Annotated in this window: 23 protein-coding genes and 1 pseudogene; 14 read left to right on the top strand and 10 right to left on the bottom strand. The window is 42.3% G+C overall.

What is annotated here, in order from left to right; genetic code table 11:
* Nucleotides 1-43: 43 nt before the first annotated feature.
* The gene (locus A3774_RS07855) at nucleotides 44-1174 is read right to left on the bottom strand and encodes a methyltransferase (RefSeq protein WP_067865821.1); all 1131 of its coding nucleotides are present in this window, start codon (nucleotides 1172-1174) and stop codon (nucleotides 44-46) included.
* A gap of 278 nt (nucleotides 1175-1452) precedes the next feature.
* Between A3774_RS07855 and A3774_RS07860 the strand changes: the two genes are divergently transcribed.
* The 6 genes from A3774_RS07860 (at nucleotide 1453) to A3774_RS07885 (ending at nucleotide 6768) form a co-directional block, all read left to right on the top strand.
* Nucleotides 1453-1632 (top strand): hypothetical protein, encoded by a 180-nt coding sequence (locus A3774_RS07860; protein ID WP_067865825.1) that lies wholly within the window; start codon nucleotides 1453-1455, stop codon nucleotides 1630-1632.
* 483 nt (nucleotides 1633-2115) lie between these two features.
* The gene (locus A3774_RS07865; RefSeq protein WP_067865828.1) at nucleotides 2116-3033 is read left to right on the top strand and encodes an SPFH domain-containing protein; all 918 of its coding nucleotides are present in this window, start codon (nucleotides 2116-2118) and stop codon (nucleotides 3031-3033) included.
* Entirely contained in the window at nucleotides 3034-3483 is a 450-nt protein-coding gene (locus A3774_RS07870) for an NfeD family protein (RefSeq protein ID WP_067865831.1), read from the top strand.
* A gap of 53 nt (nucleotides 3484-3536) precedes the next feature.
* The gene (locus A3774_RS07875; RefSeq protein ID WP_067865834.1) at nucleotides 3537-4031 is read left to right on the top strand and encodes a M48 metallopeptidase family protein; all 495 of its coding nucleotides are present in this window, start codon (nucleotides 3537-3539) and stop codon (nucleotides 4029-4031) included.
* Between the two features lie 248 nt (nucleotides 4032-4279).
* Complete coding sequence (locus tag A3774_RS07880) at nucleotides 4280-4831, top strand: DUF2726 domain-containing protein (RefSeq protein ID WP_067865837.1); 552 nt, start codon at nucleotides 4280-4282, stop codon at nucleotides 4829-4831.
* Nucleotides 4832-5091: 260 nt separating this feature from the next.
* The gene (locus A3774_RS07885; protein ID WP_067865840.1) at nucleotides 5092-6768 is read left to right on the top strand and encodes a S8 family serine peptidase; all 1677 of its coding nucleotides are present in this window, start codon (nucleotides 5092-5094) and stop codon (nucleotides 6766-6768) included.
* A 130-nt stretch (nucleotides 6769-6898) separates the two neighbouring features.
* Here the strand turns inward: A3774_RS07885 and A3774_RS07890 are convergent, their stop codons facing one another.
* The gene (locus A3774_RS07890; protein ID WP_075107930.1) at nucleotides 6899-7522 is read right to left on the bottom strand and encodes a LysE family translocator; all 624 of its coding nucleotides are present in this window, start codon (nucleotides 7520-7522) and stop codon (nucleotides 6899-6901) included.
* A gap of 734 nt (nucleotides 7523-8256) precedes the next feature.
* Here A3774_RS07890 and A3774_RS07895 point away from each other — a divergent pair.
* Together A3774_RS07895 and A3774_RS07900 are read left to right on the top strand one after the other, a co-directional pair.
* Nucleotides 8257-8724: a DUF302 domain-containing protein gene (locus A3774_RS07895; protein WP_067865845.1), complete on the top strand. Its 468-nt coding sequence runs from the start codon at nucleotides 8257-8259 to the stop codon at nucleotides 8722-8724.
* Between the two features lie 188 nt (nucleotides 8725-8912).
* Complete coding sequence (locus A3774_RS07900) at nucleotides 8913-9893, top strand: DUF6635 family protein (RefSeq protein WP_067865847.1); 981 nt, start codon at nucleotides 8913-8915, stop codon at nucleotides 9891-9893.
* 154 nt (nucleotides 9894-10047) lie between these two features.
* On the opposite strand, the gene A3774_RS07905 is transcribed toward A3774_RS07900, so the two are convergent.
* A complete protein-coding gene (locus tag A3774_RS07905) occupies nucleotides 10048-10557 on the bottom strand; it encodes a DsrE family protein (protein WP_067865851.1) in 510 nt (169 codons plus the stop codon).
* Nucleotides 10558-11169: 612 nt separating this feature from the next.
* On the opposite strand from A3774_RS07905, the gene A3774_RS17250 reads away from it, so the two are divergent.
* The 4 genes and pseudogenes from A3774_RS17250 to A3774_RS07925 all read left to right on the top strand — a co-directional run bounded on the left by A3774_RS17250 (nucleotide 11170) and on the right by A3774_RS07925 (nucleotide 13245).
* Nucleotides 11170-11337: a DUF2726 domain-containing protein gene (locus tag A3774_RS17250; protein ID WP_407937492.1), complete on the top strand. Its 168-nt coding sequence runs from the start codon at nucleotides 11170-11172 to the stop codon at nucleotides 11335-11337.
* Complete coding sequence (locus tag A3774_RS07910) at nucleotides 11319-11567, top strand: DUF2726 domain-containing protein (protein ID WP_067865854.1); 249 nt, start codon at nucleotides 11319-11321, stop codon at nucleotides 11565-11567. The genes A3774_RS17250 and A3774_RS07910 overlap by 19 nt, the downstream gene beginning before the upstream one ends.
* Before the next feature lie 210 nt (nucleotides 11568-11777).
* Nucleotides 11778-12170: pseudogene (locus tag A3774_RS07920) on the top strand (nuclease-related domain-containing protein); the annotation flags it as partial.
* A 160-nt stretch (nucleotides 12171-12330) separates the two neighbouring features.
* Entirely contained in the window at nucleotides 12331-13245 is a 915-nt protein-coding gene (locus tag A3774_RS07925; protein WP_067865966.1) for a DMT family transporter, read from the top strand.
* Nucleotides 13246-13351: 106 nt separating this feature from the next.
* On the opposite strand, the gene A3774_RS07930 is transcribed toward A3774_RS07925, so the two are convergent.
* The 3 genes from A3774_RS07930 to A3774_RS07940 all read right to left on the bottom strand — a co-directional run bounded on the left by A3774_RS07930 (nucleotide 13352) and on the right by A3774_RS07940 (nucleotide 18431).
* The gene (locus A3774_RS07930; RefSeq protein WP_067865863.1) at nucleotides 13352-16216 is read right to left on the bottom strand and encodes a valine--tRNA ligase; all 2865 of its coding nucleotides are present in this window, start codon (nucleotides 16214-16216) and stop codon (nucleotides 13352-13354) included.
* Nucleotides 16217-16484: 268 nt separating this feature from the next.
* Complete coding sequence (locus A3774_RS07935; protein ID WP_067865866.1) at nucleotides 16485-16919, bottom strand: DNA polymerase III subunit chi; 435 nt, start codon at nucleotides 16917-16919, stop codon at nucleotides 16485-16487.
* Nucleotides 16920-16937: 18 nt separating this feature from the next.
* The gene (locus A3774_RS07940; RefSeq protein ID WP_067865869.1) at nucleotides 16938-18431 is read right to left on the bottom strand and encodes a leucyl aminopeptidase; all 1494 of its coding nucleotides are present in this window, start codon (nucleotides 18429-18431) and stop codon (nucleotides 16938-16940) included.
* Between the two features lie 226 nt (nucleotides 18432-18657).
* On the opposite strand from A3774_RS07940, the gene lptF reads away from it, so the two are divergent.
* Nucleotides 18658-19776, top strand: coding sequence for an LPS export ABC transporter permease LptF (gene lptF, locus A3774_RS07945; RefSeq protein WP_075107932.1), 1119 nt, complete (start codon nucleotides 18658-18660; stop codon nucleotides 19774-19776).
* Nucleotides 19773-20861, top strand: coding sequence for an LPS export ABC transporter permease LptG (gene lptG / locus A3774_RS07950; protein ID WP_067865873.1), 1089 nt, complete (start codon nucleotides 19773-19775; stop codon nucleotides 20859-20861). The genes lptF and lptG overlap by 4 nt, the downstream gene beginning before the upstream one ends.
* A gap of 49 nt (nucleotides 20862-20910) precedes the next feature.
* Here lptG and A3774_RS07955 read toward each other — a convergent pair whose 3' ends face one another.
* The 4 genes from A3774_RS07955 to gloA all read right to left on the bottom strand — a co-directional run bounded on the left by A3774_RS07955 (nucleotide 20911) and on the right by gloA (nucleotide 24441).
* A complete protein-coding gene (locus A3774_RS07955; RefSeq protein ID WP_067865876.1) occupies nucleotides 20911-21369 on the bottom strand; it encodes an RDD family protein in 459 nt (152 codons plus the stop codon).
* A 49-nt stretch (nucleotides 21370-21418) separates the two neighbouring features.
* Nucleotides 21419-22663 carry a YeeE/YedE family protein gene (locus tag A3774_RS07960; protein ID WP_067865879.1) on the bottom strand — a complete coding sequence of 415 codons (1245 nt, stop codon included), beginning with the start codon at nucleotides 22661-22663 and terminating at the stop codon, nucleotides 21419-21421.
* Nucleotides 22664-22872: 209 nt separating this feature from the next.
* Nucleotides 22873-23670: a tetratricopeptide repeat protein gene (locus A3774_RS07965; protein ID WP_067865882.1), complete on the bottom strand. Its 798-nt coding sequence runs from the start codon at nucleotides 23668-23670 to the stop codon at nucleotides 22873-22875.
* Nucleotides 23671-24048: 378 nt separating this feature from the next.
* Nucleotides 24049-24441, bottom strand: a complete 393-nt coding sequence (gloA, locus tag A3774_RS07970) for a lactoylglutathione lyase (RefSeq protein ID WP_067865885.1) — start codon at nucleotides 24439-24441, stop codon at nucleotides 24049-24051.
* Nucleotides 24442-24457 lie beyond the last annotated feature (16 nt).

Consider the following 24457-nt stretch of genomic DNA (forward strand, 5'->3'; position numbering starts at 1 on the left):
CAATGGGTCGGTAGATGCACTATCGACCCCATATTGTTATATTTTATTTAGTGGCTCTTAAAATTATAAATTTTTTATTACTGGCTACGGTTATACAGTTACCAAAGATTTTCTTAAGTGAAATATGGTAACCAAGATGGCGATTGCCAATAACCCAGAGCTCCCCACCTTTTTTGAGTACGGCGTAAGATTCATGGAACATCTGCTGTGCTATAAAATCACCGACAACATTCTGCTGATGAAACGGGGGGTTGTTGAGTACTAAATCAAAACTATTCTTAGCTAAACCCTGTAAACAATCAGTCGGTGTGAATATCGCTGTGCGTTCAGGCCCGAATGCATGGATAAAATTTATTTTAGCTGAATCTACAGCCATAAATGATTCATCAACAAAGTTGATCACCGCTTTAGGGTTTTTCTCCGCAGCAACTAATCCGACGACACCGTTTCCGCAGCCTAAATCAACAATCGTTTCATATTTATCGGTGGCAGGTAGGTACTGTAGGAAAAAGCGAGTCCCTATATCCAAGCTATCTCTAGAGAATACGGCAGCGTGATTGCTAATTTGATACTGAGTTCCTTCAAGTTTGTAAGTTGAAGGGTATGGCGAATCGGTGATATTAAGTGACTCATCTATAGTAGGAAAGATTAAACGAGCTTTCTTTTTAGCTAAAGATGTCTTAGTCGGGCCGATTATTTTCTCGAACAATTTTAATGTTGATGTATGAATTGCTTTAGTCATCGCTCCCGCAATAATAGTGCTTTCTCGTGTTAAAAGCGGTTTTAACCGGATGAGCTGATCTTCCAACATAGCTAAGCTTTTTGGTACTTTGATAAGCACTATGTCAAATATCTGTTTGGGATAGTTAAGGCTCGTATGAAGGGTTATATCTTCTTGGCTGATTTGGTTGTCCGTTTGGTTTTCCTTAGTGCCTGCATGGGCTAACCAAGAGTCGCTTATGGATTCTGGATGGAATTGATTGAGCGATACAGCCAGCGCGCCAAACTGATCATTAACGATGAGCACCTTTGAATGCTCATTGATTGCTTCATTTTCGCTAAGATGCTGAAGAATATATTCATCCGCTGCATCCCAAGCTCTAAGTTGATCTTTTCTACGGCGAGGAAAGCGTGATAGTTGGAACTCTCCAAAGGCGCTGCTAAGTATGTCCATCTCTTTTTACCGACTCCGGATCTTAAATGAGCGCGATTTTACCACAAGCTCTTAGACAAATGCCGCCTAGAAATTAAAGCGGATTAGAAGCACCTTTAGATCGATCTATATATAAAAAGTGCGTTGCTTTTATATGTTTCATTTTCATGAAGTTTTTCATAATCATTTGATCCTGAAGGTTAAAACCTATATAAATATGTATATACATTCGATGTGCGTTGGGCATGCGTTGTATTTGCTGTATTCTTCCTGTCAGAAGATATTTGAGGTCGCACAGTATGACTGAAAAAAAGAAGACGAAAGCGAAGAAAAAAAACAGCCAATTAGTAATTCGTATTAATGGTGAGCAACGAGATGAGTTTGTTTCGCTGTGTGATGAATTAGATACAAGCGCTGCACGTGAGATACGTCGTTTTATACGTGGTTTTCTAGAAGAGCATGCGCAAAAAGAAGAGTGATAATTATCACCTGGATGATTGCTGTGCTTATATTTAATTATTCCAATGGAGATTTATATAATGGCTAAAGTAAAAGCAAAAACAGTTAAAAAAGAGATCAAAGCACGTAAAGCTAAAATTGCTAAGCACGAAGGTAAGCTTAAAGGGCTTAAGAAACTGCTTAAAAAAGCAAAATAATTAGCGCTTAACTGATTATTTTTAGAAAGGAAGTAGATGATATCTACTTCCTTTCTCCTCTATTCCATTCAATTCTGTAACCCTTTCTCATCTCATCTCATCCTGCATCTTTAGAGCTATTTTTTTATAGGCTCCCTATCAGTTATTCTTGATCAGTATTACCATAGACGGCTCTAGTTCATTATTCAGGTAATAATGAAAAATAAGGGAATCGATGCTGTACATGTCATAGTTGCCAATTACTCTAAAAGGTAGAGTGGTTGGATCTGCGTACAGGCGTTTAGTGTTCCACAAATGGAGGTTGTAATGTTTGGATTTGAAATGACAGCAGGCGTAGTCGTTGTACTGGCTTTGATTGTAATTTTTTCGGGGGTCAAGATGGTCCCACAGGGCCACAACTGGACGATAGAACGGTTTGGTCGTTTTACCAAAACCCTAACGCCAGGGCTGAATTTGATTATTCCTTTTGTGGATCGTATAGGCACTAAGCAAAACATGATGGAGCAGGTATTAGATGTTCCTCCGCAAGAAGTTATCAGTGCAGATAATGCTCAGGTTACAACAGATGCTGTTTGTTTTTATCAGGTGCATGATGCATCTAAAGCCAGTTACGAAGTAAATGATCTATACCGCGCTATGCAGAATTTGGTCATGACAAATATTCGTGCGGTGCTAGGCTCAATGGAGTTGGATGAAATGCTATCTAACCGAGATAACATTAATAGCCACCTTCTGAATAAAGTTGATGAAGTTACCGATCCTTGGGGTGTAAAAGTTACCCGTGTAGAAATTCGTGATATTTCCCCTCCTAGTGATCTGGTTGATGCGATGGCCAACCAGATGAAAGCGGAGCGTGAAAAGCGTGCTGCTATTTTAACGGCTGAAGGTGAGCGCGAAGCAGCAGTTCAGGTAGCCGAAGGTGAAAAGCGTGCGGCTATTTTAAGAGCCGAAGGTGAAAAAGAGGCCGCTTTCCGTGAGGCGGAATCCCGTGAACGTTTGGCTATGGCCGAAGCGAGAGCTACAAAAGTAGTATCAGAAGCGATCTCTCAAGGTAACCCGCAAGCGTTGAATTATTTTGTTGCACAAAAATATACTGAGGCATTGCAAGGTATAGGTGCAAGCGAAAACTCTAAAGTGGTTATGATGCCATTGGAAGCAAGTAGCATGATTGGCTCTATAGCTGGCATTAGTGAGTTACTTAAAAATACTAAAGCAGGATCTTAAATGATTGAGCAACTAGAAACGTTGTCATATTGGCACTGGATTATTCTTGGTCTGTTGCTACTGGCCGGTGAAGCCTTAGGGGCAGCAGGCTTTTTAATCGGTTTGGCAATTTCTGCGTTTATTGTTGGAGCTTTGTTAGCTATAGATTTGGTACATGATTGGCAGATCCAATTTCTGCTATTTGCTCTATTTTCTGTACTTGCTTCTATTGTTTTCTGGAAGTTTTTCCGTAGTCAAAATACGACAGATGAAGCGGTTAATATTAATAACCGCGCAGCCCAGTTGATTGGTAGAAAGCTGACCCTGCAGGCGGATATTGACAATGGCCAAGGTAAAATTCAGATTGGCGATACCCTATGGAAAGTAGAAGCAGAAGGTGAGCTAAAAGCCGGAACCTTGATAGAGGTTTATGCCTCAGAAGGCATGGTGCTTCATATTCGCGCAGTTTAATGACCCAGCCAAGCGTATGATTAGCTTATTACGCTTGGCTAATTGAAGATAAAATGCATCGGTTAAAATATATCAGCCATTACCCTAGCCACATTCAGCATCAAGTGCAGGAATTGCTGGACCAAAATAAGCTAGGCACAATATTACAAAAAAAATACCCAGCAATTCATAGCTTTCAAAGTAATAAAGCGTTATATGATTTCGCTATAGATATTAAAAATAGCTATATGCGTAAATCTTCGCCTCTTAGCAAAGTACAGTACAGCGATAAAATATCTGCATTAAACGCTTTAGGCTTACATACCCGTATATCCCGTGTGCATGGCGGGAAGTTAAAAGCTAAAAAAGAGATTAAGATAGACTCTCGTTTTAAACAGATGCCACTGGAATTTTTACGTATGATCGTGGTACATGAGTTAGCGCATTTAAAAGAGATGGATCATAACAAAGCGTTCTATCAGCTTTGTGAGTATATGGAACCTAACTATCATCAATATGAATTAGATCTTCGCCTTTATCTGACCTTTCTAGATATTTCTGACTCTTAAACATATCTTTTAATATATTTGAGTCGAGCACTTTTAAGTGGGCGATCTCTTTATAGAGGCCGATCTCGGTATATTGTTAAGTTATCAGTAATTTTATTATTGTTACGCTTCTTGTCACTGATAGATTTAGAGCCCCGAAAATAATTGATAGATTTTGTTTGAAACAGGTACAGTTCGCTTAAATTTGAGATGCTTTCTGTATACACACTGGGTAATATTGCCGCCTCATTTTGTACAAGGTTAAAAATGTGATTGAACAATCGTGGCTATATCTTTCTGCTTTAGTAATCTTCTTAATTCTATTGTTAGTTTGTTTCAAGAAAGTCAGGGCAAAACAGGAAATCGATCCAAACTTGTCTCAAAAAGAGCGTATGTTTACCTCTGTTCTTGAAAAAGCAGTCGGGGAGCAATATAGAGTTATCTGTAAAGTTCCAATGGAGCATGTATTTGAGGCAGAAAGTGGCTTATCAGATAGAGCTAAGAATAAAGTAACTAAACCGCTTAAATCCCTCCAGTTTGATTACATTGTGTGTGCTGTTAGTAATAGCGCCGTTATCTGTGCTGTCGAATTAGATGATCATGAATATCATAAAAAGCGTCATAAACAACAAGATCTATTTATTGAGGAGTTGTGTTATGAAGTGGGTTTGCCTTTACTTAGAGTCGCCCCTCAAAATGGTTATAATTTAGTCGAAATTATTGAGCGGTTTGAACGAACAATCTCTGCCCCTAATACTGCTAATTCTGAACTCGGCCAAGCGCAATTTAGTTTGAAAATGGTCGATGTTTATCGCCCTTAGCCGGGCTAAATACATCGTTTTTACCTCACTGCGCTTAGCACCCTCTTACGTTTCTCGCCTCTAGTTAATGAATTTCAAGTTATTTAGTCTTCAATTGAAAACCGCAGTGAGCATTTTTTGTTCAAAAAAGCTAAAATGCCACTACCAGTTTTTGAACTTATAAGATATGAGGATTGGTTGATTGATCCGATATGCTTCAGAGCCGTCTTTTAAGATTCGAATTAGTTTATCCATGTGGTAAGGGATTATAGGAATTTAAAATGAAAATTAGGAATCTTCGGTTGTTACCATTGCTTGGTTTAACCTCTTTAATATCGCTAAATGCAGCGGCTGTTACGGTGGAGCATAAACCTACTGATCAGATTATCATTAAGTTTGATAATGCAAATGTTGAAGGGAATTCACAAGCGAGAACGTTATCAACACGCCTTAATAAGAAACTTGCCTTTGTTCGTAAAACTTCTCAAGGTTCCTATGTATTTAGACTTCCCTCAAGAGAAAATTTTTCGAGTGTAAAAGCCTACTTGAAAGTGTTGAAAGCTATCTCTGGTATCAAATACGCTGAAGCTGACCAGATGATGTTTGCTATTAATGACTTAGCGGTCCCTCCTACCGAAGGCATCGTGGGTACAAAGAAGCCAATTTATGACCTGCAATGGCATTATTTTGAACCGGTTGGAGGTATGAATGCTGATGGTGCATGGAATCAATTAGATAGTAGTGATTCAGTGGTAAATGTAGCTGTTTTAGATACGGGGATCACAGCGCACCCCGATCTAGATGCTAATGTTATTGGCGGTACAGATATGATTACTGCACAGTCCATATCTAATGATGGCGATGGACGAGATGCTGACCCAAGTGATCCCGGTGATTGGGTTAGTCGAGGCGAATGTTATTTAGGCTCTAAGGCGTCAAATAGTAGTTGGCATGGGACTCATGTCAGTGGCACGATCAGCGCTTTTACTAATAATAGTGCAGGTGTTGCTGGTGTTGGTTATAACAAAATTAATATAGTGCCTGTTCGTATATTGGGTAAATGTGGTGGTTATACCTCCGATATTGCAGATGCGATTGTTTGGGCTGCGACTGGCGAGGACAACCCGAATAAAGCGCAAGTTATTAATATGAGTATCGGTGGCGCGGGTAGTTGTAATGCAACCTACCAGCAAGCGATAGATACTGCGGTTGCGGCCGGAACAACGATTGTGGTAGCAGCGGGTAACTCGGATGATGATGCTGGAAACTATACGCCTGCTAGCTGTAATAATGTAATTAGCGTTGCTTCTACTAACCGAGCTGGAGGTCGAGCTTATTATTCAAACTACGGCGATGTTGTTGATCTAGCAGCACCTGGTGGGGAAACAAGTACAGGTGCACGTAATGGCGTGCTTTCTACCTTAAATGAAGGTACAACGGTTCCAGCCGCTCCAACATACGCTTATTATCAAGGCACTAGTATGGCAGCCCCTCATGTGGCAGCAGTGGCTGGTTTACTCTATGTGAAAAAGCCGAGTGTTACGCCTACTGAAGTGAAAACTATATTAACCTCAACGGCACGTGCATTTCCTGACTCCTGTGTTCAATGCGGGTCTGGTATTTTAGATGCTGGTGCAGCTATTGCGGCATTGGATGGTAGTGTTACGCCGACAGAACCTGCGGCACCAAGTAACTTTACTGCCATAGCGGGTGCTGGCACAGTAACGCTTAATTGGTCCGATCAAAGTACAAATGAAACGGGTTTCTATATTGAGAAACGTCGTAAGTTCTCTAATCAATGGGGTACTTATCGTTCCGTTGTGAGGGCGGCAGCCGATTCTACGAGTTATCAAGACTCTGTATTTGGGGGCACTTATCAATACCGTATCCGCTCTCAGAATAGTACAGGTGACTCTGCTTGGGTTGTGAGTGGGGAGGTTTCAGTATCAAGAAATTGATACGGCTTCTATCAGAACAATAATTAGACCTTTCTTCTATTACTGTGAAATCAATGGATGAACAGCTATAGAAGGAAGGATCTTACTTCCGTTCTTAGTTATTGAGCTCTGTTTTAACTTGGAGCAGGGCTTACTTTCCTAGTGCTAGCCATAATCCAACAATAATCATAAGTGAGCCTGCAATACGGTTCATTAAACGGACATTGTCGCGCTTCATCAGTAGTTGCCGAAGTAGCTTGCCGCCATTTGCGTAAATCAGCAAACAGATGAACTCCAGCAGTAGAATTATGGCGATTAACATACTTAATTGCGGTGCTATTGGCTGTGTTGAGTCTATAAAGGGTGGTAAGAGGGTAACAAAAAAAGCCCAGCCTTTAGGGTTTGCTACCGCAGTTAAAAAACCATTGGATGCCAATTGTAATCGAGATAGCTCTGGTTGCTCTTGTGTCGATTCGGTTAAAACGAGCTTTCCTCTTGAGCGGAACATCTGATAACCAATCCAGCATAGGTAGGCTCCGCCACCTAATTTGAGAAAGAGAAACGCATCAGGATATTTAAGCATTAAGGTAGCAACCCCAAGGGCCGCCGATGTAGCGACTAAGCCCACGCCAATCAGTTCCCCCCACATCATATGAAGGCTGCGTTTTACGCCAATTGATATACCTAAGCTAAGAGCTAGGGTCATACACATACCAGGGGTGATAGAAACTAAGAAAAAAGTGGGGATAAAAAGGGAAAGAAGGGTCAACGACATCTAATCTATTTTAGTTAGGAACAGTTAGTGTTAGAAGTACTATAAGGGTGGGGTAGAAAGCAATAAAAGTGGTGGATATATTAAATAATTTTATAGTCCATATAATGGGCTGAAAAGTAGGCAGTCTTCTATAATCCCTATTTTACGGGCCTTTGTGAGGATACCCATAATTAGTCTACATACTTATCCACAGAATGTGGGGGTAAAAAAATAGTTAAACATAAGCTTAAGTTGAGTGAATTTTATACAAAATTTTTGGTTAAAGAATTAAAAGCATATTTATTAAAAAGATGTTGCTATTAATCGAGAAATGGGGCTTTAGTGGATAGGGTTAATAAATAAACAGTTATCTGAAAGCCTTATATTTAGGGGTATATAGGGGATGTCCATAATTAATCTACAGTGTTATCCACAGTTTTTGGGGAAGCTTTGTGGGCTAATCTATTTTTTCCTGTGATAGGTTTAAAGTATCTAGCTAAGCTGGCGGCTAAGGAGTTTAAATTAATGACTAATCGGAGATGAGGGAGTCGTTCAAGCGATTATCTTTTCCCTTACGCTGAGGAATGATTGTCAGTAGTTACTTTTTCTTACTTGCTTTGGGTGTAATCCTTATTGTGACCCGTTGGGTCAACAGATTAAGAAGGTTGTAATTACTTTATTTGAAACTTATTCTCATGTGTCTTGTCACATATTCAGTTCAACCGCTGTTTGATTAAATTGAGGGAGCTTTATATATGAAACAAGCATTAATCTTAGTTGCGCTTACGTTAGGTATTAGTAATTTTTCGTTTGCGGCGGATGGCTCCTTAGCTGAAAATGGTCTTGTAAGTGTACCAAGTACGCATGGCGTAAAAGAAACTGCGGATAAATTAGAATCAGTACTAACAAGCAAAGGGATGACTGTTTTTACGCGTATAAATCATACGGAAGGCGCTAAAAAGGCTGGTAAAGAGTTACGTGAAACTGAGGTGGTGTTGTTTGGTAACCCCAAGGTAGGTACTCCCTTGATGCAATGTTCCCAAACTATGGCGATAGATCTGCCGCAAAAAGCACTAGTTTGGCAGGATGAAAATGGAGCCGTATGGTTGAGCTATAATGACCCTCATTACCTTGCTTCACGCCATAATGTTAAAGGCTGTGATGCTGCGGTGGCTAAAGTTTCTGGTGCGTTGGCAAAGTTTGCCAAGGCCGCTACAGAGTAATTGTTAGCTGATAGTTAAGATACAAACCATTCATATTAATCGGCCAGTATTGAATGCTGGCCGATTTTTCTGCTTTATGTCGATATAAACTAATTTACCGAGTTTCATCAGGGCTTAACCTAAAGGTTTTAAACTCAATAAGGTTTTTATCATCATGGCCATAAGGTCTTACTTAGGCTAAGTTATTTATGTCACACTCAGATCTAACGTTACCTATAGTGAGCTTGTCGGGAGAGGTCGAGCCAGCTATTGAGCGTGGTATCAAGCGTTACTTTGAATCTTGTCAAGCGCGTATCCCCGATTTTGTAAGCCGGCATTTTAATTACCCTGGCGCTATAAAAACCAACCGTATTGCTTGGGGATTAGATATTTTCCGTGCCCCTGTTAATCTTTTTTGGGCACCCTGTTTTACCTTAATCAGTTTGTTTAAGTTTTTGCTAGGTCGTTTTTCAGATGGGGATCAGTTAGGCAAAATATTGGCTGCTATTCCCGCCGGTTTTACCACCGATGTTCAGAAACAGATTTCTGATCTGGTTCTCAGTGATCTGCTTAAGGCAGCTAAGGAGGATTTGGGTGAAGGCGAATACACCCTTAACTGGTATATCACAGATGAATTGCGCAATCTTTATCAACGTGCAGAACATGTGGAAGTGGATGAAAAACACTTCCATGCCTGTTTTCAACCTATTGTTACTGAATCTTTAGCCCAGTATCAAGTTGCCAGAACCGCTTCAGCTGATATTGCAAACACACTGTCATGTACTATCTTAGGAGCCTTTGCCTTCCAGAAATTTACACCCGGAGGCATAGGTATCGCGCTAATGTTAGCCTATTCATTAAGTATCCAATTAGCTGCTTCAGATTTTATTTTTGGCCATAGAGTGGGGGAGCTCTATTATGGTGCTTTCCCACCTGATCCATCTTTGGGTTTAACTACGCTGAGTATAGTGTTTGTACTGACATTGTTGGCATCTTTTGCCGCTTTATCCGGTATTATTACAGACCCTATACAAGCGAAAACAGGGTTACATCGTTTCCGACTGCGCAAAATGCTTAAGCATATGGAAGATGATTTACTCAAACAGACTCAGGGTAGTTTCCGCCCTAAAGATCAGTATGTAGCACGCATATTAGAAAGCTTTGATTTGATTAAGTCGGGGTTGTTGTAGCTGGGGTAAGCACCTAACCTATAGGTCACTGTATATTGTGCCGTTGAAGTTGTAAAAAGCAAAACCTTATCCCTCGAAGGGACCCCTCGACTGCTTTCGAGAGGTCTATTTTACAGGTAAGGTTGTCTCTCTTATCTTTGTGATTTGTACTCTCTTAAAAAACGGGTACTAATTTATATCCTTTAGTTTGCCACCCAATAAGAGAGATAAAGCCATCGGCCACCATGCTTAGTTCTGGTGGTAGGGTTTCATCTTTTACATTAAAAACTTTAGTCGCAATTGCACAAACTTCAATTCTCACCCCGCGCTCATGTAAAGCTTTGATACTCGCTTGAATAGAGTCAAACTCTTTTTCATAATCGAATGTCAGTTCAGGGTTATTTGTTTTGCTGAGGAATTGCACTGTGGGCCCGATAATAACAATGATCATCTCGGTAGATACGCCTTGTCGCTCTAAGCCATCGTAAGTACTTTTTATTAAGTCCATGTAAAAAGCTGTTTGTGCGGCCGTTTTAAAGTCGATTAAGAAAACAGATTTCACTGCATCAATTCCTTTAAGAGCCACTGAGTCATCATATTTTTCTGCGCTTGCAGAAAAAGATAAAACGCTTAAAAGAAGAGCGCTAACTAAATATAAAAAACGACGATAAGCGACAAAACACATAAGTAACTCCATTTAATATACAAATTATCCGAAAACTAGACGGGATTATATAAGCCGATCTGAAAGCTTAACGGCTCTTGACCATAGGCAGCTAACGTCTGCTCAGATCTAACTAATTCCGCTTACCTTCGCCCATTAGCACTCCTGAATTTTTTCAGGAGCTAAGATCTATTGCTTACATATCTGCACGTATAACATTCCCTTTTACGCGAAAGTTGTAATAAATACCATTCCAAATGTTAACGCAAAAAGCTTTATTTTCTGGCGTGAAGATAATCAAAGCAGTGCTTGAAAGTACGATTACAGATTTTCATCATTTATGAGCTTAAGCCTCAGCTACTTATCAGTAAGTGTAGTTGTGTCATGGGCTGCTGATAAAGGCAAACTGTTTGCCAGTAGACCAAGAGGGTCTAGGAGCAAAAGCCAAAAGGAACGGCGAGTAAAGGGTATTTAATGGATATAATTCTGATTGTTGTCGTACTAATGTTAATTGCGTTATTTTTCTTAAAAGGTCTTGTCTCTTAATTAAATAGTGAAAACCCTTTAAGTGACGCACTTGGTTATCGTCAAAAGAAAACCCTGTTTAGTGCAGCCGAACGCTCTTTTTTAGGTGTGCTTGATCAAGTCATTGATCAGGATAAGTATCGTGTTTTTGGCAAGGTGCGTGTAGCTGATCTAATAGAACCTAACCCATCAAAAAACCGAAGCGAATGGCAAAAAGCTTTTAATAAGGTTAATGCTAAGCACTCCGATTACATTATATGTACCGCGATATTTTAATCCCTGTCTGCACTATTGAGCTGGATGATCAAAGTCACAACCAAAAGAAACGTCAGCAACGTGATGAACTGCTTGAGTCAGTATGTGAATCCGCAGGGCTTTCGCTTTATCGAGTACCGGCAAAACGTGGGTATAAACCAGAAGAGCTAAAGGCTTTGTTGGGGAAGCGCTTTGAAAGTATGGATAAAGCTGAGATTTTGCCGCAGAAAATTAATGGAACCGTTTTGTAGGGAGGAGATTAGTGGAGCGGTTAGATAGCAGTTATCCCTGTTTTTTTATTTGTTTGCAAGTAGGTTGCTTATGGCTGAGTTGATCCCCTTCTTAAATACTTGCTTACCTAATATGACATCAGGCGAGAAGCGTTTGGCTCGCCGTTTAGAAGCCTTTCTGGAAGATGATTATTTGTGTTGGTATGACATCCCGTTGGTGGGAAACGTCGTGATCCTGACTTTATTATTTTGCACCCGTCAAGAGGCTTGCTGTTTTTAGAGGTAAAGGATTGGAAGCCTGAGAGTATTAAGAAGATCAGTCATCATTCGGTAGATTTACTGACTGGTTCAGGAATGAAAACAGTATCTAATCCTATTGAACAAGCTCGCCAGTGTAGTTACCAAGTTTTAAATATGTTGGAGGCTGATACTGCTTTAAAACAAGTGTCCGGTCGCTATAAGGGGAAGTTGTGTTGTCCTTATGGCTATGGGGCTGTGTTTACAAATATTAGTCGGCGGGCTTTGGATAAAGCAATTCCAGAGGAATATAGGTCAATACTTTTATCAACATTGGGTTATTTGAATCGGGAAAATAACTTCCGGCTGGGGGGGGCTGAACTTTAGCAGTGTGTGAATAAAAGGCCATGATGACATGACTAACGCACTAGAGGAAAAAATATGTTTCGCTAACTTGGCGAATCTGCATGCCTATTTGTCTTATTTTAGCTATATAAATTATTTAAGACAAAACATAATAGTGGCTACACTATTATGGGGTATCTATATGTTGGTTCGTCAACCACTCGATCTGTTTGCATTTGGTTGTATGTTGCTGTTTTGTTTAGTAATGGCATCACAACAGGTGGTTTTAAAAGCGGTTGAAGAGGATATTGCGCCGGTTTTCCAGATTGCGTTGCGATATGGAATTGCGCTACTGCTGTTGATGATGTTGATTCGCCCGAAGCGAACTCAAGTCAGGCTCGCGCCTGAAAATAGATGGCCAGCGCTGTGGATCGGTGTTTTATTTACTTTGGAGTTTCTTTTATTAGGGGAGGCGTTAAGATTTACAACGGCTGGACATGCAACGGTTTTTCTTTATACCTCCCCTATTTTTGCTGCGATAGGGCTACATATTAAAATACCGAGCGAGCGTATGGGCATTCTGCAATGGGTCGGTATCGCCTTAGCATTTAGCGGTATGGTGTTGGCATTTATTGGGGGAGACGCAAGCAGTTTCGGTGCAGTGGTGCTGTTGGGCGATCTATTGGCATTGTTAGCGGGGGCTTCGTGGGGCGTTACAACGGTTGTTGTTCGAGCAACGGGGTTGTCGGTGCTACCAGCGAAGCAGATCTTATTTTATCAGCTGTTAATTGCATTTGTGGTGCTGGGGTTGTGGTCCTTTTGGAGCGAGCAGGCTTCTATTAATCTGACACCTGAAGTGCTGGCAAGTTTGGCGTTTCATGGAATTGGAGTTGCTTTTCTCGCTTTTTTGCTCTGGTTCTGGTTGTTAACCCGCTATAAGGCATCTCAGCTAGGCATTCTCTCCTTTATGACCCCTGTTTTGGGTGTGTTGCTGGGGAGCTGGTGGCTTAATGAGCAGATTGAGCTGAACTTTATTATTGGCGCGGGATTTATTCTTGCGGGGGTGTTGCTGGTTTGTAGGAGGCCTGCCTCTGGCCGAAGGGTTGCTGTGGCATAGTCTGTTTGTGGTGACCTTGTAAAAACTGAACACGTCTCTACCCTCTGCCCAAAAAAGCCCAGAACAGTGTCTGGGCTTTTTTGTGATTCAAATATCTAGTGCTTAATTAAAGCGCTTCAATTTTCGCGTATTGCTCTTGTAGCTTATCAAAAGAAGATTGAGAGGCAGCCATCTTTTCACGCTCTTTAGCGATAACCGCTTCAGGGGCGTTGGATACAAACTTCTCGTTACTCAACTTGCCTTTGACGCGAGCTATATCTTTTTGCAGCTTATCGAGCTCTTTTTGTAGACGTGCTAGCTCAGCATCTTTGTTTATCAGGCCAGCCATTGGCACGAGTACTTCCATTTCACCAACTAGTTGTGTTGCTGACATTGGCGCTTCGTCACCGACGTTAAGCCAAGTAATGCTTTCCAGTGCGGCTAATTTACATAAGAAAGTACGGTTAGCGTTAAGACGAGTTAGATCTTCAGGGCTGCCGTTTTGTAGTAGCACTGAAAGTTCTTTAGCTGGAGAGATCCCCATTTCACCACGAATATTACGTACGCCAGTGATAACACCTTTTAGCCATTCGATCTCCGTTTCAGCGGCTGCATCGAACTTATCGTTGTTAGCAACAGGGTAGGGTTGGTTCATGATGGTGTCGCCATCTTTGCCGGCTAAGCCTTTAACTTGTTGCCAGATCTCTTCAGTGATGTAAGGCATGATCGGGTGTGCTAAACGAAGGAGCGCTTCAAGTACGCGAACCAAAGTGCGACGTGTGCCACGTTTGGCTTCTGCAGAGGCATCTTCGTCCCATAATACCGGCTTAGATAGCTCTAAGTACCAACCGCAGTATTCATTCCAGATGAAGTCATACAGGGTTTTAGAGGCCATATCGAAACGGTATTCGTCGAAATGTTTGATAACGTCGGTTTCGACTTGCTGTAGACGGCTGCTGATCCAACGATCTGCTAAAGATAGTTCAATGCCGTTATCGTCAGTGGCGTTTTGGCCGCAATCTTCGCCCTCTGTGTTCATTAACACGTAGCGGGCTGCGTTCCAGATTTTGTTACAGAAGTTACGGTAACCTTCTAGACGTTTCATATCCCAGTTGATGTCACGGCCAGTAGAGGCCAGTGCAGCAAGGGTGAAACGTAGAGCATCAGTACCATGGGCAGAGATACCTTCTGGGAACTCCTTCTCGGTACGTTTGCCGATCTTCTCAGCCAATTGCGGCTGCATCATGTTGCCGGTACGTTTCTCAAGTAGCGTTTGTAGCTCGATACCGTCAATCATATCCAACGGATCTAGCACGTTACCTTTAGACTTGGACATTTTATCGCCGTTTTCATCGCGGATTAGGCCAGTAACGTAAACGGTTTTGAAAGGTACTTGAGGTTTGCCATCTTCATCTTTCATAAAGTGCATGGTCATCATGATCATGCGGGCAACCCAGAAGAAGATAATATCGAAGCCGGTAACCAGTACATCAGTTGGGTGGAACGTCTGCAGGCGCTGGGTGTTTTCAGGCCAGCCTAGTGTGCCGAATGTCCAAAGTGCCGAGCTGAACCAAGTATCTAGTACATCATCGTCTTGGCGTAGTTCTGTTTCTGGATCTAGATTGTATTTTTGGCGTGCAGCTTCTTTATCGTTTGCGACATAGACATTGCCTTCATTATCGTAGAAGGCCGGGATACGGTGGCCCCACCATAGCTGGCGAGAGATACACCAGTCTTGGATATCACGCATCCAAGCGTTGTACATATTTTCGTATTGTTGTGGTACAAATTTGATGTCGCCCTTTTCGACTGCTTCGACCGCAGGTTTAGCCAGCGTTTTTGCATCGGCAAACCATTGATCCGTTAGCATAGGTTCGATAACCACACCGCCACGGTCACCGTAAGGTACGGTCATATCGTTTTCTTCGATCTTAACCAGTAGGCCTGCTTCTTCAAAATCCGCGACGATTGCACGGCGAGCAGCAAAGCGTTCCATACCGCGATATTTTTCTGGAATAGCTGTATTAAGATCGCTGTTAGGCGTTCCGTCCGTATTAAAGCCTTCACCTTCATCGCGAATATCGGCGTTGTAGGTCAAGATATTGATCATAGGTAGGTTGCAGCGCTTGCCAACTTCATTATCGTTGAAGTCATGAGCCGGCGTAATTTTTACGCAACCCGTGCCTTTATCCATATCAGCATGTTCGTCGCCAACAATAGGAATACGGCGGTCAACAAATGGAAGAACAACCTCTTTGCCAATGAGGTCTTTATAGCGCTCATCGTCTGGGTTAACGGCCACGCCAGTATCACCCAAGAAAGTTTCTGGACGAGTGGTGCCGACTACGAGGAAATCGTCGCCTGTAGCCGTTTTTTCGCCATCGGCTAATGGGTAGCGTAGGTACCACATTTTACCTTTAGTCTCTTTGTTTTCGACTTCAAGGTCAGAGATGGCGGTATGTAGTTTTGGATCCCAGTTTACAAGGCGTTTACCACGGTAAACGAGGCCTTCATCATAGAGGCGGATAAAGACTTCTTGTACGGCTTTGTAAAAGCCCGAGTCCATAGTGAAACGCTCAGTGTTCCAGTCAACAGAGTTGCCTAGGCGGCGCATCTGGTTAGTAATTGTGCCGCCGGATTCCTCTTTCCATTCCCAGATCTTTTCGATAAACGCATCGCGGCCAAGGTCATGGCGTGTTTGCTGACTTTCTGCGGCCAATTTACGTTCTACAACCATCTGGGTTGCGATACCCGCGTGGTCAGTACCGACTTGCCACAATGTATTTTTGCCCTGCATACGCTTGTAGCGTGTGAGCGCATCCATGATCGTATGTTGGAAAGCGTGACCCATATGTAAGCTACCAGTGACATTTGGCGGCGGAATCATGATGCAGTAGGAGTCACCTTCGCCAGATGGGGCAAAGTAGTTGTTTTCTTCCCAGGTTTTGTACCAGGATTTTTCGATCTCTTGCGGCTGGTAAGTAGTTTCCATGGCGCTCTAGTTCTTCCGAAAAGTATTTTCTGAAAATCAGTCAGTTGTGGGCTTCCCTGAATGGTTGGGAGGCACAAATAAACCCGGCATTATACAGGTTAAAACTAATAAGTGGCGAGGGATTGGAGCAGATGTTTTGATCTATTTTTATGCTCTGTTTGGACGGGTGGGGTTTGAGGGAGGGTGGTGTGTTAAATGGAGTCTTGTTTTATAGGTCTGAATAAGTTGCAGATATTAATCTGTCGATCACTGAATAAGACAGGATATATCAGACTTTCTTACGCATATCATGCATGTCTATCTGTACATTGCTTTTTTGATAGAGTTTGTAATTACTACGTGTTGCGGTAAGTATGTCCTCACTTTGGACAACAATTTCAAGAATTCGATCAAAGTTGAGCGCGTCTTCTGGGATCTCTAGATCTAGGTTTACGTAAACATCGTGATGGGCTGGGCGTTGTTTGTCCCAGCCTATCTTTACGCCTGCAGTATCTTCCTCATTTGATAAGCTGTGAGGGATAAAGGATTCAGGTCGATACTCCCAGAGGAGCTGATCGATACGTTGTGCTTCGCTTTCGTCGCGGGTTTGGATAAAGATCTCATGCCCAAGGGCGCGGATCTTTTCAACCAAACGGCAAAGAAAGCGACCCCGAGCATCGGGATCGGTTGAAGGTAATACGTAAAAATCAGCTTTGCTGGTCATCTATGTTAACTCTAGACCTTATTCTTCAGTTGCTTGATTGAGCAAGTATTGGGTCAAAAGAGGAACGCAGCGACCAGTGGCACCTTTGGCTTTGCCTCCGCTGTGCCATGCGACACCCGCAATATCTAAATGCGCCCAGCGATACTCTTTAGTAAAGCGAGATAGGAAACATGCTGCAGTGATAGTACCACCTGGGCGACCACCAATGTTTGCAATATCAGCAAAGTTAGAATCAAGCTGTTCTTGGAACTCATCCCATAAAGGCAACTGCCACGCTTTATCAGCGGCTTGATTACTGGCTTCGATCAGCTCTTGGGCTAAATCGTCAGTGTTCGTTAGTACCCCGGTCGCGTGATGGCCCAGAGCGATGATGCAAGCACCCGTTAAGGTTGCAATATCTACCACAGATGCTGGTTCGAAACGACCTGCATAAGTTAGCGCATCACATAGTACTAATCGACCTTCTGCATCGGTGTTTAGGATCTCTACTGTTTGACCCGACATTGTGGTTACTATATCACCGGGCTTAGTTGCGTTACCGCTCGGCATATTTTCTGCCGCTGCAACAATACCTACAACATTGATCGGTAGGGCCATTTCACATACAGCTGTCATTGCTCCAAATACGCTGGCCGCACCACACATGTCATATTTCATCTCATCCATGCCGCCGCCTGGTTTTAGTGAGATGCCGCCGGTATCAAAGGTCACGCCTTTGCCGACGAGTACATGTGGCTTTTCACCTTCTGGACCACCTTTGTATTCCATAACCACTAATTTTGAAGGCTGTGCGCTACCCGTGCCTACGGATAGAAGGCAGTGCATACCTAACTCAGCCATTTCCTCTTCATCAACGATGGTCGCTGTTAGGTCTTCAAATTCATCATCTAGTTCAAGGGCTTGTTCAGCAAGATAAGTAGGCGTACATATGTTTCCTGGCAGGTTGCCAAGGTCACGCGCGATGCTCATTCCGTTAACAATAGCGGTTCCATCTAATAGGGCGGTTTCCGCTATATCAGAAATTTCTTCGTTAACCAGAATACCGATCTGCTCTAATTTTAATGGATCTGCTTTTTTGCTTTTTGTCTCATCGTAGCTGTAAAGCTCAGCTCCACTCCATTCAACCAGGTGGCGTAGTTGGCGGTACTGATCAGCATCGTCTGTCAGGGTGCAATCTAAGGCAAACGTTACGTTGCTTACTCCTGTGCTTTTTACGATGCTCATTGCCGCAGTGATTATTTTGCGGAAGTTGCGGTTATTGCGTTCATCTTTTTTGCCAAAGCCCAGTAGTAGTACACGTTTGGCCGCGAGGCCAGGTACTTTATGTAGTAATAAGCTTTCTGCGTTTTTACCACTTATATCGCCACCCTTTAAAATCTCACTAATATAGCCCGAGCTTGCTGTGTCAGCTGCTTTGGCTGCAGGTGAAAGAGTAGAATCCGCTTCTACAGCGATAATTAGACATTCGGTTTCAAGTGATGCGATATCACCGTTTACAATTTCAAAATCCATATTGGCTCCAACTTGAGGCGTGTATGCGTCTGCACAAGACATTGTCCGCAGATTAAAGGATAATGTTGGCTACTATATAGGTGTGTGACCTGATACTAAATAGATTTTCCATATCGGTTTTTAAAATAAGTAGGCAATTTCTTGTGGCAATCTGCTTTATTTACTGTCAAAGCCTAATAATATAAACCATTTTTGGGTCAGTAACAGTTTTCATTAAGGACATAGAGTGATCGTTTTTCGCTATTTAGCACGTGAAGTTTTGTTCAGCATGCTTGCTGTCAGTTCTGTGCTGCTGTTTATTATTATGAGTGGGCGCTTTGTTCGGTATTTATCGAAGGCGGCTGTTGGTGAGTTAGATCCTAATGTTCTATTTTCTCTTATCTTTTATCGTTTACCTGGTTTTCTTGAGCTGATCTTGCCTTTAGGTTTGTTTTTAGGCTTTTTGTTAGGCTATGGACGCCTTTATCTTGAAAGTGAGATGACCGTTTTAGAGGCTTGTGGAATGAGTCGTCGACGTTTAATCGGTTACTCTATGGGACCCGCGCTGTTTATAGCTTTGATTGTGGGCTGCTTGGCTATTTTTATATCGCCTTATGGTGCATCAGAAACAAATAAAATTTTTGATGAGCAGGAAAGTCGCAGTGAATTAGAGAGCTTGGTACCAGGGCGTTTTCAGCGTCAAAGTAGCAGTGCGCGTGTTACCTACACCGATTCTGTTACAAGCGATGGCTTGCTCGGTATGACGTTTATCTCCGATAAGAATAAAAGTAACAATCGTACGCGAGTCACCTTGGCCGCTAGTGGAGACACATTGCTTGATAAAGAACGAGATCAGCGTTTTGTTGTCTTGGAAGATGGTTTTCGTTATGAAGGTTCGCCCGGTTCTGGTGATTTTGTTGAGTTAGGATTCCAGAAGTATGGTAGCGAAATCACGCGGAAAGATAATGAAATTCGTTATGATAAAATTGAAGCCTTGCCTACATCGGTACTTTGGAATTCAGATGAGCCAAAATATCGTGCGCAATTAAATTGGCGCTTATCTTTGCCTGTATTAGCTATTGTTGTAACGCTTTTGGCTGTGCCTTTAAGTCGTGTAAATCCTAGACAAGGGCGCTTTGCCCGTTTAGTGCCCTCTATTCTTATCTATTTAGTTTACATCTCTGTTCTTAGTAGCATTACGAGTAAGGTGGGTGAGGGGCAGAGTTCTCCTATTCTGATCTGGTTAGTACACTTTGTTTTTGCGGCCTTTGCTTTCAATATGATTTTGTTTGGTGCTTTCTGGAGTAGGTTATACAACCAGATACCTATGCCGACGTTAAGTATGTTGTGGAAGAAAAGCTCATGAAAATTTTAGATCTTTATGTGGCTCGTCATGTACTAGGTGGCTTCCTTATTGTTCTGCTCGTGGTTGCTGGTTTAGATATGCTCTTCGCTTTAGTTGAGGAGGTTAAGGATGTTGGCGGCGACTATACTTTTGCTGCTGCCGTTGAATATGTGATGTTAACTGCGCCCCGCAGGTTTTATGAATTTATCCCCCTTTCTAGCTTGATTGGTTGCTTGTTAGGTCTTGGTATTTTGGCCTCCAGTTCTGAGCTTACTGTTATGCGTGCGGCAGGTATTTCAACATTTGGGATTATTCTCTCAGTGATGAAGCCGGTTCTGTTGATTATTGTTCTGGCTCTGAGTTTGGGCGAGTTGGTTGTGCCGCAAAGTGAGCAGAGCGCGCAAAGTCATCGTCAGGTGATGCTTACAGGGAACTCAGCGATTAGTGATGCAAGCCATGTTTGGCATAGAGATGAGATGACCTTTCTACATATTAATGCGGTTATCCCTGATGGCTCTGTACGTGGCTTAACCCGTTATGAATTTAATGAGGATTTGAGCTTAGCACGTGCCAGTTTTGCAAAAGAGGCGCGTTATGATGGCAAAGATTGGCTTCTATCGAATATTAAAGAAACTCGCTTTCCAGACAATGTTGATGGCAGCGATCCCGCTACAGCACAACTGGAAACATCTATACTGAAAGAAGAGGTTTGGCCGAGCGGTTTAACACCTGAGTTGCTTAAAGTGGTGATGATTGAACCCTCCAATTTATCTATGGCTGGATTACTTTCTTACGGGGATTATCTGGATGAGCAGGGGTTAGCTTCTTCGCAATATCGTGTTGCTTTCTGGAGTAAATTGCTACTTCCTGTTGCTATTTTTGCCTTGGTTATTGTTGCAGTGTCTTTTATTTTTGGTCCTTTACGCAGTGTTACATTAGGGCAGCGCTTGATAACCGGAATTATTGTGGGTTTGACCTTTAAGTTAAGCCAAGATGTTTTAGGGCCAACTAGTGCAGTTTTTGGCTTTTCGCCTTTAGTCGCTGTGTTGTTGCCGATTTTGATCTGTATAGGGCTTGGTTTTTGGTTACTTAATAGAGCTAAGTAACTCTGTTATGAGCTGTGGATTATTTAGCTAAGCCATAGCTCATTAGTGTTTATTCTAAGATCTTAGCGCGCTTAGGCAGTTCAATAACATGGGTGCCTGAGGCTAAGTCGTGCCATGTCATTTTTTGTTTGTTGATGAACATCCATAAAAATCCCGCACCTCCCGCTAATAGGGAAAGTATACCTACGATATATCGAAGTAAGCATTGTTTAGCATTTAGGCGTTCTCCTTCTGTGGTTTGAACACGCAAACGCCAGGCAAGCATGCCTAATGTTTGGCCGTTTCTCATCCAGAAAAAAGATAAAAACAGGTAGACCAAAATAAAAAGGAAGGATTGGAAGAGGGGGCCTTGGACGGATTCCCCTTGATTAAATCCCATAGTGATAATGCCGGTGGAAACCATAAGTAAGGCGATAATTAGCATCATGTCATAAACAAAAGCGCCTAAACGTTTGATGGGGCTGGCAACTTTTATATCGGAATATGTTTCTTTAAATGAACGTGACATCAGGTTGGGTACCGCTTTAATCTTAATTATTGAAAAGTGATAAGTGTCTTTAACACGAGCTACGCGTTGATGTTTTTTTATCTAATTTAAACAAGGGGCGTAGGTGGCTGCCTATATAGCTCCCTGCAAAGGCTGCAACTAGCCATAGCCAGCCATGTAAACTACCAGAGGCTATACCGCTAAAATAGGCGCCAATATTACAGCCAAAGGCTATAGTAGCGCCATAACCTAGCATCAATCCACCTAAAATGGCTGCGACCCAATGTAGTAAAGGTAAACGCCACTCGAAGGAAAATTTACCCGCTATTGCTGCGGCAAAAAAGGCACCGAGTAATACACCCGCGTTCATTACTGAATTAATATCGCTGGTAAGGGGTTGGCTTAGAGCTGTTTCTCTTCCCGGTTGTAGCCAGTAAGTCCAAAAATCGAATTCTAGTTCCATTTCGAGAAGCATCGCAAGTTTTGCACCCCAAAGCGGATAGGCTACTGCAACGGCCCATGGGCGGCCGGTTAGTGCCAGTGTGGAAAAGTTTAATAAGGCTAAGGCGAGAGCTCCCCAAATAAAAGGCCAGGGACCTTGCAGGTAGCGCCGCCAATTTTTTATATTATTGAATGTTTTGTCCTTTTCTATGTGGCCATGGGAACGTTTTTCTAGCCAGATAGTCATTCCTGCAATCCCGGCAAAGAGAGTGAGGTTAAGGATAATTGCACCGACAACCCCTGCTTGTTCAATCAGAGATACGGGAGCTAATTGCGGTAACTCCATCCACCATTCATAGTCTGCTGTTGCCCATAACCCGCCTATGACAAAGCCGATCATGCTTGGTATCGCGCGTACTTGACCACCGCCGGCATGATAAAGGTTGCCTGATGCACAGCCGTTACCTAGTTGCATGCCAATACCAAAGATAAATGCGCCTATAAGGACTGAAGAGCCTAATGGGCGGATATAACCTCTAACCTCTTCGCCAAAAAGCGCACCTGCATTTAATGCAGGGAAGAATAGACATACTGTCACGGCAAGCATAACCATCTGCGCTCTAAGGCCGCGACCTCGACGGTTGATGATGAAATTTCGCCAAGCTGTGGTGAAGCCAAATGAAGCATGATAGAGAGAAAGTCCTAATAGTCCGCCTATAAACATAAGCCACATAAGCTTGTTGGATTCATAGGTGTTTAGCCAATACAAACTATAGATAAACAAGCTTGCAGCAAACATTACTATCGCTGCTTTGCGTGTGCGATTAGGCGAGATATTGAACGTAGCTGTAGAGGGCGTTTTCACGCTATTCATAAGTTTTATTCATATTATAAGGGCAGCGGCTTGGGGTGAAAGATCGTTCCTGTTTATCAAGAGGGTATCTATCAGTATTAGTTGATCATTATATCATCAACCAATAGTGATCTTGAATGAAATAAAATCAGCTTAGTGTTTCTTTAAAATAAATGGGGCCTTATAAAATAATAAAGGCGATCATAAGATCGCCTTTTTCGATATGAAGTTTATTTGCCGACGTACTCATGGCGGTAAGTTGCCGCTAATTGTTTTGCATCGCTCAACTCACTTTCATTCAGTTTCATAACTAAGCGTTTCTCGATAGCCACTGCAGTGCGGTTACCAAGTTCTGCTGCATTATGCATCCATGCATAAGCTAGAACGTTGGTGTTCTGGTCTGCTTGTGTCCCATGATTATTGGAGTAAAGAGTACCTAAAAAGAACATTGCATCGGTGTGGCCTTGTTCTGCTGCTTTGCGATACCAATGTTCAGCTTCGGCAAAGTCTTGTTCTACGCCAGTGCCAAAATTGTAGCAGCGTCCAATATTATGTTGTGCAGCAACTAAGCCTTGGTCAGCGGCTTGTTTATACCATTGAATTGCTAAGTTTGGATCTCGTTTCATGCCGTAGCCAAATTCCGCCATCTCTCCTAGACGGTTTTGTGCTGTAGCATCTCCAGCTTCTGCTGCTGGGATGACTGTGACTAATTCTTTTTTATATTCCTGGTCTTTTAAGGCGCGCAAGCTGTTGACGCAGCCCATATGACCTGAAGCAGCGCCACGTTTATAGAAGCGGCGTGCTTTTTTAATGTCTTTATCAACACCCCAGCCATTTTCATACATTTGGCCAACCATGTTCATAGCATCTTGGTTGCCTTCCTTAGCCAACGAATTTAGCTCATTAAACGCAGTAGTGTAATCTTTGTTGTCAAAAGCTATTGTGCCTTTGCCTAGATCAGCTGCTATTAGTTGGGTTGTGCTAATGCTTAGCATCAAACCTGCAGCTAAAAGGATTTGTTTCTTCATCGAGTATCGCTCACTTTAAATGTCGTTAGGATTCGAGAGAGGTGGGTAATTATAACCCTATTGAATACAAATTTTCATATCTTATGAATATAAAGGTGAATTTTATATGCAATTTATAAAACGGCGACCTTTGTTGTTTAGTAAACTTTAATAATATCGTTGCTACTGTTCTGCTTAATGATCCACGTCTATAAAGTAAGACTGCAATTGTTGGTAATTAAGGCTTATTCGGTATTTGAGAGAGGTTTGAATATAGGCTTTGATCCGTTGAGAGGAGTAATTGCTAGGCGTTTTTTATCGGTATAGGAGGTATTCTCTACAGCGATAAAGCTAATCGCTGTAGAGTTGATATTTTATATCTGTTTGGAGGTGATCGACTTAGTCGTTCCTTGTTTTGTCGAGTAGTTCGATCATGTAGCCATCAGGATCTTTGGCAAAGGCAAGTATCGTTGTACTGTTTTTCATAGGTCCTGCTTCGCGAACGATCTCGCCGCCCTTACTTTTTATTTTTTCGCAGGCTTTGTACACATCGTCTACTTCAATCGCGATATGCCCATATGCATTACCTAAATCATAGCTGTCAGTGTCCCAGTTGTGGGTTAATTCTAGTGCTGTGGTTTCAGATTCGTCACCGTAGCCTAAAAAGGTAAGGGAGAAACGACCTTCTGGGTAATCCTTGCTGCGTAAAAGCTGCATTCCTAATATATTGGTGTAGAAATCTATCGATTTTTGTAAATCTGTGACACGTAACATGGTGTGTAATAGGCGCATTTTCTACATCCTTAAT

It is taken from the genome of Neptuniibacter marinus, from assembly GCF_001597725.1.
GTDB lineage: Bacteria > Pseudomonadota > Gammaproteobacteria > Pseudomonadales > Balneatricaceae > Neptuniibacter > Neptuniibacter marinus.

Coding starts and splice junctions, on each gene's coding strand:
- A3774_RS07855 (WP_067865821.1), bottom strand. CDS start 1,174: ATGGACATACTTAGCAGCGCCTTTGGAGAGTTCCAACTATCACGCTTT.
- A3774_RS07860 (WP_067865825.1), top strand. CDS start 1,453: ATGACTGAAAAAAAGAAGACGAAAGCGAAGAAAAAAAACAGCCAATTA.
- A3774_RS07865 (WP_067865828.1), top strand. CDS start 2,116: ATGTTTGGATTTGAAATGACAGCAGGCGTAGTCGTTGTACTGGCTTTG.
- A3774_RS07870 (WP_067865831.1), top strand. CDS start 3,034: ATGATTGAGCAACTAGAAACGTTGTCATATTGGCACTGGATTATTCTT.
- A3774_RS07875 (WP_067865834.1), top strand. CDS start 3,537: ATGCATCGGTTAAAATATATCAGCCATTACCCTAGCCACATTCAGCAT.
- A3774_RS07885 (WP_067865840.1), top strand. CDS start 5,092: ATGAAAATTAGGAATCTTCGGTTGTTACCATTGCTTGGTTTAACCTCT.
- A3774_RS07890 (WP_075107930.1), bottom strand. CDS start 7,522: ATGTCGTTGACCCTTCTTTCCCTTTTTATCCCCACTTTTTTCTTAGTT.
- A3774_RS07895 (WP_067865845.1), top strand. CDS start 8,257: ATGAAACAAGCATTAATCTTAGTTGCGCTTACGTTAGGTATTAGTAAT.
- A3774_RS07900 (WP_067865847.1), top strand. CDS start 8,913: ATGTCACACTCAGATCTAACGTTACCTATAGTGAGCTTGTCGGGAGAG.
- A3774_RS07905 (WP_067865851.1), bottom strand. CDS start 10,557: ATGTGTTTTGTCGCTTATCGTCGTTTTTTATATTTAGTTAGCGCTCTT.
- A3774_RS07910 (WP_067865854.1), top strand. CDS start 11,319: ATGTACCGCGATATTTTAATCCCTGTCTGCACTATTGAGCTGGATGAT.
- A3774_RS07925 (WP_067865966.1), top strand. CDS start 12,331: ATGTTGGTTCGTCAACCACTCGATCTGTTTGCATTTGGTTGTATGTTG.
- A3774_RS07930 (WP_067865863.1), bottom strand. CDS start 16,216: ATGGAAACTACTTACCAGCCGCAAGAGATCGAAAAATCCTGGTACAAA.
- A3774_RS07935 (WP_067865866.1), bottom strand. CDS start 16,919: ATGACCAGCAAAGCTGATTTTTACGTATTACCTTCAACCGATCCCGAT.
- A3774_RS07940 (WP_067865869.1), bottom strand. CDS start 18,431: ATGGATTTTGAAATTGTAAACGGTGATATCGCATCACTTGAAACCGAA.
- lptG (WP_067865873.1), top strand. CDS start 19,773: ATGAAAATTTTAGATCTTTATGTGGCTCGTCATGTACTAGGTGGCTTC.
- A3774_RS07955 (WP_067865876.1), bottom strand. CDS start 21,369: ATGTCACGTTCATTTAAAGAAACATATTCCGATATAAAAGTTGCCAGC.
- A3774_RS07960 (WP_067865879.1), bottom strand. CDS start 22,663: ATGAATAGCGTGAAAACGCCCTCTACAGCTACGTTCAATATCTCGCCT.
- A3774_RS07965 (WP_067865882.1), bottom strand. CDS start 23,670: ATGAAGAAACAAATCCTTTTAGCTGCAGGTTTGATGCTAAGCATTAGC.
- gloA (WP_067865885.1), bottom strand. CDS start 24,441: ATGCGCCTATTACACACCATGTTACGTGTCACAGATTTACAAAAATCG.